Origin of the sequence: Methanoculleus frigidifontis, assembly GCF_030464345.1 — an archaeon.
Lineage (GTDB): Archaea > Halobacteriota > Methanomicrobia > Methanomicrobiales > Methanoculleaceae > Methanoculleus_A > Methanoculleus_A frigidifontis.
The window spans coordinates 339,170-349,826 of the sequence record NZ_VCYH01000003.1 but is presented as its reverse complement, the minus strand read 5'-3'; the positions used below and the strand labels follow the sequence as shown (position 1 = coordinate 349,826).

8 protein-coding genes are annotated in these 10,657 nt (G+C 62.7%); 4 read left to right on the top strand and 4 right to left on the bottom strand.

The genetic code is table 11. The annotated features are described in order from the left end of the window. Nucleotides 1-215: 215 nt before the first annotated feature. Nucleotides 216-1,301, top strand: coding sequence for a CPBP family intramembrane glutamic endopeptidase (locus tag FGU65_RS06520; RefSeq protein ID WP_301663618.1), 1,086 nt, complete (start codon nt 216-218; stop codon nt 1,299-1,301). Between the two features lie 117 nt (nt 1,302-1,418). On the opposite strand, the gene FGU65_RS06515 is transcribed toward FGU65_RS06520, so the two are convergent. Continuing rightward, a complete protein-coding gene (locus FGU65_RS06515) occupies nt 1,419-1,847 on the bottom strand; it encodes a nuclear transport factor 2 family protein (protein WP_301663617.1) in 429 nt (142 codons plus the stop codon). A gap of 140 nt (nt 1,848-1,987) precedes the next feature. Here FGU65_RS06515 and FGU65_RS06510 point away from each other — a divergent pair, with 140 nt between their 5' ends. Then, nucleotides 1,988-3,073: a class I SAM-dependent methyltransferase gene (locus FGU65_RS06510; protein ID WP_301663616.1), complete on the top strand. Its 1,086-nt coding sequence runs from the start codon at nt 1,988-1,990 to the stop codon at nt 3,071-3,073. A gap of 415 nt (nt 3,074-3,488) precedes the next feature. On the opposite strand, the gene FGU65_RS06505 is transcribed toward FGU65_RS06510, so the two are convergent. After that, nucleotides 3,489-5,378: a molybdopterin-binding protein gene (locus tag FGU65_RS06505; RefSeq protein ID WP_301663615.1), complete on the bottom strand. Its 1,890-nt coding sequence runs from the start codon at nt 5,376-5,378 to the stop codon at nt 3,489-3,491. A gap of 181 nt (nt 5,379-5,559) precedes the next feature. Here FGU65_RS06505 and fdhD point away from each other — a divergent pair, with 181 nt between their 5' ends. Then, nucleotides 5,560-6,360, top strand: coding sequence for a formate dehydrogenase accessory sulfurtransferase FdhD (gene fdhD / locus FGU65_RS06500; RefSeq protein ID WP_301663614.1), 801 nt, complete (start codon nt 5,560-5,562; stop codon nt 6,358-6,360). On the opposite strand, the gene tsaA is transcribed toward fdhD, so the two are convergent. Then, nucleotides 6,347-7,216, bottom strand: a complete 870-nt coding sequence (gene tsaA / locus FGU65_RS06495; RefSeq protein WP_301663613.1) for a tRNA (N6-threonylcarbamoyladenosine(37)-N6)-methyltransferase TrmO — start codon at nt 7,214-7,216, stop codon at nt 6,347-6,349. The genes fdhD and tsaA overlap by 14 nt on opposite strands. Nucleotides 7,217-7,671: 455 nt before the next feature. Then, complete coding sequence (locus tag FGU65_RS06490) at nt 7,672-8,316, bottom strand: FmdE family protein (protein WP_301663612.1); 645 nt, start codon at nt 8,314-8,316, stop codon at nt 7,672-7,674. Between the two features lie 276 nt (nt 8,317-8,592). Here FGU65_RS06490 and fdhF point away from each other — a divergent pair, with 276 nt between their 5' ends. Next, nucleotides 8,593-10,656 carry a formate dehydrogenase subunit alpha gene (gene fdhF, locus FGU65_RS06485; protein ID WP_301663611.1) on the top strand — a complete coding sequence of 688 codons (2,064 nt, stop codon included), beginning with the start codon at nt 8,593-8,595 and terminating at the stop codon, nt 10,654-10,656. The last annotated feature ends 1 nt before the right edge of the window (nt 10,657 follow it).

The window sequence follows — 10,657 nt, the reverse complement described above, 5'->3', positions numbered from 1 at the left end:
CCGAGCGGTAGCTCTCGAGAAAATCCAAAAGAACCCCTAAAGGCAAGAGTTCAGGAAGAAAGCGGCTCAGCAGTGGCGGAACGAAAGAGCAAATCCTTGATGGAAGAGAGGGTTAATCGCAATTCTCGTATGAAGGAACGCCGACCCACAGCAGGGTCAACTATCCGGGGATCGCGGCCGTCCTCCTGATCTTCATCGCCGCGACGGTAGCCGGCGTGCTCCTCGGGGGCGGGACCGAGATCGGGCTCTTCCTCGGGTCTGCCGCCACCCTCGCGCCGTTCGTGATCCTCGCCGCGGTCGCATACCTCTCCGCCGTCCACCCGGTCCTGAAGTACCCCGCATACCTCATCCTCCTTGCCGTCGTCCTGGGGCTGGCGCTTCTTTCGTTCGCTCTCGGGTTCGTAACCATCCTGCCGCCGGAGGTCTTCCTCAGCGAGACCACTGATGCGGCCGCAGTCGAGGAGGCGATCACGCCGCAGACGGCGATCGGGATCTTCCTGCTCTTCTGCACGTCCGCAGGAGCCGCACTCCTCTCCCTCACCCCGCTGCTGCGGGCAGTCCGGGTTCGCCTGGCGTCCCGGCTCGATTTTTCCCCGGACAACCGGGTGCACACCATCGCACTGGTAACGGTCTTTGCGCTGACGCTCATCCCGCTCGTGCCGGTCGCGGTCACCGGTGTTCCGCCGTACCTCTCCGAGACGTTCACCGCAATTCTGAACGCCGACACCACCTTCTTCGAGGGTGCGGTCTCCGTCGATATCTACACCCTCTTCTGGACAATCGCAGCGTCGTTCGTCATCGTCGGCCTCTGTACGACGCGGACGCTGCCCGAGACCCTGCAGCGGCTCGGCCTCGCAAGGCCGAGTGCACGCGAGGTCCTGCTCGCCCTCGGGTTCGGCCTGGCTCTCGTGGCGGTCTTCTCCCTTCTCGACGTGGCGATCGGGCTCGTCTGGGAAGCGCTCGGCTGGCCGCTCACCGACACCGCGGCGTTCGAGCGGTTCCTCGTCCCCTACCTGACCCCGGCAGGGATACTCGTCGCATCGATCTCCGCGGGCTTCGGCGAGGAGATCTCGGTCAGGGGCATCCTGCAGCCCCGGTTCGGCATCCTTCTGCCTGCGCTGCTCTTTGCCTCCCTGCACGCCTTCCAGTACAACTGGGACGGGATCCTCTCGGTCTTCATCGCAGGACTCGTCTTCGGGCTGATCCGGAGCCGCTACAGCACGACGGTCTGTGCGATCACGCATACGACCTACGACTTCGTACTCTTCCTCGGGCTGCTGCTCGGGTTTGGCGTGATATGAGAGAAGAATAAGCCCGGTTAAACCAGGCATACCGCACAAACGGCCTGCGAAATTGAGAACAGGAGACCGGGGCGGCAATTGCATCGGTGAGGAGGAGAGATGGCCCTCCCGCTCTCCTCACTCCTCCGGGAACGACCGCCCCGCCTCCTGCCCCGCCGCCGGCAGCGAGAAGTGCGACTGTGCGAGGAGCCACGCATGTCCTGTCCCGCGGAAGACGGCGGTGTACCTGCCGGAGAGCCGGACCTGCCTGCCGTCCACGGCAGCGTTTACCACCATCTCCGCCATCACCCAGGCGATCGTCCCCTCGGCGCTGATCGCAAGGTCGCTGTACGAAATATCGATCTCGCTGGCCTCTGCGAGGTCCCGCTCGACCTGGCGGCGGTACTCCTCCTTCCCGACGCAGACCTCGTCGGCCCCGGTCCCGTAGCCGCGGTAGTCGGGGTCGATGACCGCCATGATGCTCTCGACGTCTCCTGCGCCGTATGCGAGGGCGAACCGCTCGAGGACGCTCTCGATCTGCTTCTGCGTCTGTTCGCTGACCAGCATGATGCAATCATACTCTCTGTCGGGTAATCTCTCTTCCGGTTCTTGCGCTCCACACAATAAAAGGGGAAGGATTTTACGCCTCAACGCGACTGGTACAACTACGAAGCCGTGCGGCACGGTCCGCACTGGGGCGCTTGATTATGTACTTCCTTGCCGCAGATGAGAAAGAGCACTGGGCCGCCCTCGCCCGGAAGATTAAATCGACCACCGCACAGCCCGACTCCTGCGAAGGGGAGATCCGCAGATCCCGGCTTTCTGCGTTCCAGTTCTACACCGGTGTGCTGCTCACCGCAAACGGCCAGGGCGACCGCGGCCGCGAATGGCTCGAGGCGGCCGCACTCGCCGAGCGCGAGGGGCTCTTTTCATCCTCGTTTCTGATCGGCTTTCTCGAGCGGCAGGAGAACCGGTTGATCATGCCGACGCCGGCGTTCGCAGACCCCCGGCCGTTCATCCACTTCGCAGGCGTCCCGGTCATGAGAGAGGCGCGGGCGCGGTTCCTGCAGCAGTGCGGCCACACTCTGCCGTCCTTCGATGAGCCCTTCCGGATGCTGGACATCGGGTGCGGCGACGGAACCCTGACGGCGGCGCTGCTCGGGCACCTGCAGGAGACCGGCACGATCGGCGAGATCGGCGAGGTGATGCTGGTCGACGCCTCCCCCGCCATGCTCGACCTCGCCGAAGCGACGGTCAAAAAAGCCATCCCGGACGCTCGCATCACCACGGCGAACCACCGGATCGAAGATATCTCAGATCAGATTGACCGGCGGTTCGATCTCGCGGTCAGCTCGCTCGCTTACCACCACATGCCGCGCGAGCAGAAGGAGGTGCATCTCGCCCGCTTAAAGCCCTGGATCGACCACTTCATCATCTTCGAGCTCGATGCGAACCACGACGCTCCCGAGGTGCACTCGCCGGAGATGGCCTTCTCGGTCTACCAGTCGTACGGGCGGCTCATCGACTTCATCTTCGCCCACGACGCTCCCGTGGACGTCGCCATAAACTGTGTGGACTGCTTCCTGATGAGCGAGCAGGTCTCCCTGCTGACGCAGGAGAGGGGTGAGCGGACCGACTACCACATGCTCCGGACGGAGTGGTGCGACCTCTTCGAGGGTGTCCTGGCGCCGGCGTTCTCGCTCCGGTGCGATGCCGCATGCTACGCCGACGAGTACATGACGCTCTTTACGATGCACTACGGTCGGGATACCGAAGAGAATGCCCTGCTCTGAGGCGCATCCGGGCATGCTCCCTCCTTCTCCAGTTCTTTCTGGCCGTCTCCACAGACGGGTGCTCCGCCGCCCAAAGCCCCGGGGAGAGCAATGCGACCGCGGTCACTCCCCCCCCGGGAATGCATGGCGGATCGACCACGCCGTCATCGTCGTGCAGAATCTTGCTGCAGCGACGGACGCATTTCCGTGCAGCAGGACACGGGCTCACCGCCCCCGAAGAACAGACGGCAGCAGAGCGTGGAAGTGTCATGGGTGAAGGGCCGATCCCGACGTCCCGGACGCGGCCCGTGATCCCGGCGGTATGATACAGTTCGGGTGCCGTTCCCGGCCGGGATCGTCCTGCATACCGATACGGGAGAGCCGTTCTCACGTCAAAATCTGAAAAACACGGAGTAAAGGATAGGTAGCGGCACCCTTACGAGATCGAGCGCTCTGAAACGCCGATGAGACTACCATGCGCCCCCGTGACAAACTCTCCCGTCCGGTCGGTCAGGTAGTCCTGGCGCTCACCGAGCCGCGATGAGAACTGCTGCGACCTGAGAATACGGAGAACCTCCTGCATCCCGCCGTCGTCCCGCACCTCAGGCCGGAACCAGAGCTCGTAGGACTCGGTGCCGAATGGCACGAACCCAAGACCGGCGGCGGCGGCCGCACCGGCGCTGCAGATCCCGGCATCCGCAAGCCCACCACAGACCGCTGCGGCCGCGGCGTCGTGGCTCCGCACCTCCGCGGCGATCAGGAGGTCGAACGGATCGATCCCGTGGTCGGGCAGGAGGGCGTCGAGGAGGAGGCGCGGCGCAGTGCCCCGCGGGTGGGTGGCCACCCGGGCGGAGGCGAGATCCGGGAGGCCGAGGCCTCCTCGGGATGCAATCCCGATCTCTCTCGCTGCAATCCGCACCCGGACGGGCTCTGTGGCGGGACAGTAGCAGCCGGCGAGGTCTCGCACCAGCGGCTCGCACTCCGGCACCATGACCGCCGCTGCGTAGCAGGTGTTCTCCTGCAGGGCAAGAAGAGCGGCGATGGTATCGGCGGCGCAGCAGTGGAGCAGGTACCCGCTTTCAGTCAGTGCATCGGCGAGCTCGGTGATCGCCTGTTCACGAACCCCGATACAGAGCAGCGTCCGGTCGACGTAGCCCGGCGGCACCGTGAGGGTGACAGGCACCTCGCACCCGGCCGCGAATCCTTCGCCCGATGCGGGGATCCGGAGATAGCCGTTCGCCCGAACCGCCGCCATCTGGACACCGCCGCCGCGGGGATGCGGTGCGGCGGAGTAGACGCCGTTCACCTTCCCGACGGAGACGGGCACGAACTCTTCGAACCCGACATCGGAGGTCACCGTCCTCGCGAGCCGCACGGTGCAGCCGTACTGTTGGTAGGGGGAAAGACCCCACCCCTCGAGGAGCGGTGCCACCAGCTCGCGGAGCATCGTCTGCGTCGCCACCGGGTTGCCCGGAAGGCCGAGCACGGGTTTGGCGTCCACCGACCCGATGACCACCGGTTTCCCCGGCCTTGTCGCCACGCCGTGAACGAGAACTTCCCCGAGATCAGCGATGGCAGCTGTCGTAAAGTCGCGGGTTCCCGCCGAGGTTCCGGCAGAGACGATGACGAGATCGCTTTCCCGGACGGCGGCCCCTACCGCCTCACGGATGGCGTCGCTGTCGTCCGGCACACGTCCGTATCGCCTGCACGTCGCTCCCATGCCCGCGAGATAGGCGCCGGCCATGCAGGTGTTGCTCTCGACGGTCTGGCCCGGGAGCGGCGCCTGGCCGATCGGCACCAGGTCGCTTCCGGTCGGAACGAGTCCGATCGTCACCGCCCGCACCGGTACATCCGCAATGCCGTAGGCTCCGAGCGCCCCGATATCGAACGGCCGGATCTGGTGCCCACGGGGAACAATGAGATCGCCCGACCGGATATCGTCGCCGGCACGCCGGATGAACTGACCGGGGCTCGCGGCTTTGCGGATAGTGAGAGGTCCGTCCTCCCGCCAGACATCCTCGACCATGATGACTGCGTCATACATCGGCGGGACGACCTCTCCGGTGTTCACCCGGTGAGCGTCCACAAGGACCTTCGGCCGCCGGTCACCCGCCCCCACAGTCTCACGGCTCTGCACCGCATACCCGTCCATTGCGGCCACATTCCCGGAGGGGACGGAGTAGCGTGCGTAGAGCGGCTGTGCGGTGACCCTTCCGACCGCCTGCTCCAGGGAGACGGTCTCGGTATGATTCGACGGCGGAAACGTTCGTTTCATCAGGGAAAGTGCATCGGCAAGCGTGGTCAGGGATAGATATCGGCGCGGCATCGGATCAGTTCCTCGGTGTTTCAGGACAAAGCAGACCGGCGATCATACCGGCCTTCGGCAGGCCCTATGTAAGATGATTATGATTTACATTTACAAAAATATAATTATATATTTAAAACATTTATTTTCAAAAAATGTAACTATATCTTCAGACATATCTCTTCTGACCTGGAGCACCAGTATGCAGAGAGAGAGCAGCAACCCGACTATCGGTTCCGGCCTGACAAAGGGATACGACGTCGTCACGATAGAGGAGACGGGTATCGGAAACAGCCGTGTGGAGGTATGTGTTGAAGATACGGTCACACTGCTCCTCGACGGTGTCAGGATAGCAAATCTGACGATGACACCCGCGGAACTCGAAGCATTCGGCCTCGGCTATGCCGTCTGCGAAGGCCTCGTTCCGGACGCTTCCGCCGTCGAGAGCATGACCGTCGACGGCCTGACCGTCCACGTCCGGACGAGTACGCGCCATGACGAAAAAACGCCGCGTGAGACCGAGATCCGGAGCTCCGGAGGCGTCGGCGTGAAGACACCCTGGCACGAGCTCACCGTGCCGGTGCGGGGCGGGATCCTCCTGGATGTCGATACCGTCTTCGCGGGCATGGACACGCTGCACCGGACGGCCGCCACCTGGAGGAGCACGGGAGGGACCCACTGTTCGGTGATCCTCGACGGCAACGGGGCGATGCAGGCCCACGCCGAGGATATGGGGCGGCACACCGCCGTCGACAAGGCGGTGGGCAAAGCCCTCTCCGCCGGGATCGATCTCTCCGGGTGCTTCATGGCCTGCACGGGGAGGATGCCGGCAGGGATGGTCGCAAAGGCCTACCGGGCAGGAATTCCGGTTATCGTGACGAACAACGCTCCGTTCTCCACCGGGATCGATCTTGCCCGGCGGCTCGACATGACGCTTATCGGGTTTGCCCGGCAGCCCCGGGCGGTCGTCTACAGCGCACCACACCGGATCAGGGATCTCTGATACAGGGATCTACCGGCGCACCCTCCTCTTCTCGATCACGCTCGTCCACCGCAAAGAGCTCCGCTTCGTCGCACGCCAGAATCTCCTCGGGAGTCCGCGGGATGCCGGCGCGGAGCAGGAAGTGAACCTCACGGCGCCCTTTTCGGAAGAGGCACCCTTCCTGCGCGGCGAGAAGCCGGCGGTTCCCGGGGCGCGCTCCGGTGATCCCGATGAGCGCATCGGCGATGCACGGGTCGCTGCCGGGCATCACCGAGATCGCGCTATTCCGCAGATCGCCTCCGAAGAGCCGGGTCGCCGCCTCGGCGACCCGGACACCGACCGCGGCGCCCGGGCAGAGTGATCCGTGGTAGTTCACCGCCTCACGGACGAGCCCGACGCGGTAGGCCTCGACTCCCATCTTTTGGATCTTCTCTGTGCGGTCGTGGCCGGTCGCGGCGAAGACGCAGTCCCACCCGGTCTGGTAGGGCTTGATATCGAGAACGGGAGTGCCGTCGATGAGGTCGAGACATTCCAGCTTTAAAAATCGCTCTTCCCGGATCCCGAGCAGACGAACGACCGAGAGTGATATCGGGTTCGGCCGCGGCGGCGACCGGAGCGAGAAGACCCCTTTCTCAGGAAGATCGTGCGCCACCTTCCGGGCAACCGCTGTCAGGACCGCCCGGTCGGCCTCGTGCATCCAGCAGAGGAGGATGAGGTGCGAGCTCTCCCCGATACCGCGAAGGGCGTCGGCATAGGGCGGGTAGATCTCGACCTCGGCCGTCACGCCCTGGACCGGCATCTCGTGGCCTGACCGGACGGACGAGTGAACGACACCCACAGAGACGAGCTCCATATCCATGAAGAGCGTATAGGGCATTGCCCCGCGATAAACGTTGTGGAATCCGATTTTGCCGGGCGATTTGCGGGAAACAGGGGACTCTCTGCAAAACTTTCCGTCCGGGAATTGTCTGCCCGGGGTATCCTGTACGCGTGCTCCGGCACGCTCCGGCAGGAAGGTGCGCCCCTCTCTCCTGCCCCCCGCCGCCCGAAGGCTTCCGTGCCGGTCAGGGTTTCACAGCCGCCGCCGTGAAATCCGGGCAGAAACCATCCCGGGGAAAGCGGCGAAGATCTGTCGCTGCAGAAGGCTTCGGCGAACCCGGCCGCATCCAGGCGTCGTTGGAAGACCGTTTGCCGGCATTCGCTGTCGGGACGCTGCGCAGGAACTACGGCTGATACCGGCACCATGGCCGTCGCAAATCCCGCGCGACGCCTTCCCCTCGTGCCATTCGCTGACGGAACGGTGCAGAGAAAAAAGTTGATTTTGAAAGGAAACTATTCTGCAAGGATCGTGAAGTACGACCTGTCCGAGCAGGCAAAGCAGACCCCGTCGATGAGCATAAAGTCGGGGATCATCTCGCCACAGACACTGCACCGTTCGGACTTCCAGGGCTGCTTCGCCGTGACGTCGATCTGCACCCGCTCATAGGAGAGGACGTCCCGCTGCGCCTGGAAGATCTCGTCGAGGAGTTTTCCTCCCATGGCCTTTTTATCGAACGCGGGGTCGTGCGCATACCACAGGTCGTAGATGGGATAGCGCTTCATCTTCTCTTCGTCAAGGTAGACCCGCACGCCCTCCGCCGTGGATTCCTCGCTCGGCCAGTTGACGGTGATGGCGAACTTTCCGATGGGGAGCACGCGAAGCCGGTGGTTTCCGGTCGTGCAGTAGGCGATGACCTGCAGCGGGTCGGGGAGACACTTCGGTGTTTCGCAGACCGCATACAGCTTCTCTCCCCGGGTTGCCTGCAGCAGCTCGAGGGCATAGTCGACCATGAATACGCCGATGAGGAGACCCGGCGCCGGGTAGGTGTGGAATGCGATGGAGCGCCGGAAGTCGTCCCGCAGCGCGGGGTCGATACCGTTCTCCTCCATCCTCCGCTCGATGCCTTTCGGCGCATACCCTGGTTCTGTTGATTGCATACCTATCAGGTATGACCTATATCGTTCGTAAACATTTTGGAATTGACAAGGATTGTTCTTTAACAGATTCGCAGAAAGGTAAGTTAACAATCGTAATTATTATCAATGCAGTTAACTAACCATCGAAATTAGTCTAGTTTAAGACAAGTTGTTATATTTAACCGATTGGTAAATGGACAATTTTAAATTCTTTTACCAGAAGACTACAGGTAAGTATGTTCGCTATTTCCTGACATGCTTAACTTGGATGTATAGAAAACATCGGGAGAATGGAAAATGAGTGAAAATCAAGGCAAATTAGAGTATGTGCCAACAACCTGCCCGTATTGTGGTGTAGGGTGCGGACTCAACCTTGTGGTAAGCGACGGCAAACTCGTCGGTGTTGAGCCCTTCAAGAGGACACCCATCAACGAGGGCAAGCTCTGCCCCAAGGGTGCCACCTGCTGGGAGCACGTGCAGAGCCCCGACCGTCTGACAACACCCCTCATCAAGAAGGACGGGAAGTTCGAGGAGGCGACCTGGGACGAAGCGCTCGACCTCGTCGCGTCCAAGCTGAAAGAGACCTCCGACAAGTATGGGCCGCGGTCCCTCGGCTTCCAGGTATCCTGCCGGACGCCGAACGAGGACTGCTACATCATGCAGAAATTCGCCCGTGTCGGGTTCAAGACCAACAACGTCGACAACTGCGCGCGTATCTGCCACGGACCGTCCGTTGCGGGTCTGTCGCTCTCGTTCGGTTCCGGAGCTGCCACGAACCCCTTCGAGGACGTCCTGAACTCGGACCTGATCTTTATCATCGGCTCAAACCCCGTCGAGGCGCACCCCCTCGCCGGCAGGCGGATTGCCCAGGCAAAGAAGAAGGGTATCGAGATCATCGTCTGCGACCCGCGCTACACCCCGACGGCACGCCTCGCAGACACCTATCTGCGCTACAACCCCTCGACCCACATCGCGCTGATCAACTCGATGATGTACTGGATCATAGAGGAGAACCTCCACGACAAGGCATTCATCGAAGAGCGCACCAAGGGCTTTGACGAGCTCAAGGAGACCGTCGCGAAGTACGCCGACGTGGAAGAGATCACCGGCGTCCCCACCGAGACGGTGAAGGAGATCGCACGGAGATACGCCACCGCCAAGAACGCGGTCATCATCTACTGTCTCGGCATCACCGAGCTCACGACCGGCACCGACAACGTCCGGTCGCTTGGAAACCTCTCCATGCTCACCGGCAACATCGGCAGGCCCGGTGTCGGCGTGAACCCCCTCCGCGGCCAGAACAACGTGCAGGGCGCCTGCGACATGGGTGCCTACCCGAACGTCTACTCCGGCTACCAGAAGTGCGAAGTCGACGACATCCGGCACAAGATGGAGGATCTCTGGAGCGTCACCGACCTTCCCGAGTGGTACGGCGCAAGCCTGACCGAGCAGATCGACCAGTGCGGCGACCCCATCAAGACCATGTACATCCTGGGCTTAAACCCGGTCGTCACCTACCCGAACTCGAACCACGTCATGAAGTCGCTCGAGAAGCTCGACTTCCTTGTGGTGCAGGACATCTTCTTCACCGAGACCTGCCAGTATGCCGACGTCATCCTGCCGGGAACCTGCTTCGCCGAGAAGGACGGCACGTTCACCAGCGGCGAGCGGCGTGTGAACCGTATCCGCAAAGCGGTCGACGGCCCCGGCGAGTCCATGGAGGACTGGAGAGTCTTCGTTAAGCTCGCAGAGAAACTGAACCTCCCCGGTTTCGAGTTCGAGACCGCAGAGGATGTCTGGAACGACCTGCGGCGGGTCACTCCCTCGATGGCCGGCCTCAACTACGAGCGGCTGAACAGACCCGAGTCGCTGCACTGGCCGTGCCCGACCACGGAGCACCCGGGAACCCCCATCCTGCATATCGGGAAATTCTCATCGGCCGACGGCAAGGGCAACCTCTTCGGCATCGAGTTCCGGCAGCCCGCCGAGCTCGCGGACGCCGAGTATCCGTTCACCCTGATGACCGGAAGACTGCTCTTCCACTACCACAGCAGGACGCAGACCGGCCGTGCCGCGATCCTCCACCAGGAGGTCCCCGAGTCGTACGTGCAGATCAACAACGAGGACGCCAAGAGGCTCAGCATCGCGAACGGCGAAAAGATCAAGCTCAGCAGCCGCCGTGGCGAGGTCGAGACCCTCGCACGGGTGACCGACGAGGTTGCACCCGGCGTCCTGATGATGACGATGCACTTCGGCACCGGAGCGGTCAACCTGCTGACGAACGACGTCCGCGACCCGATGTCCAAGATGCCGGAGCTGAAGCACTGTGCTGTGAAGGTTGAGAAGATCACGGAGGCCTAAA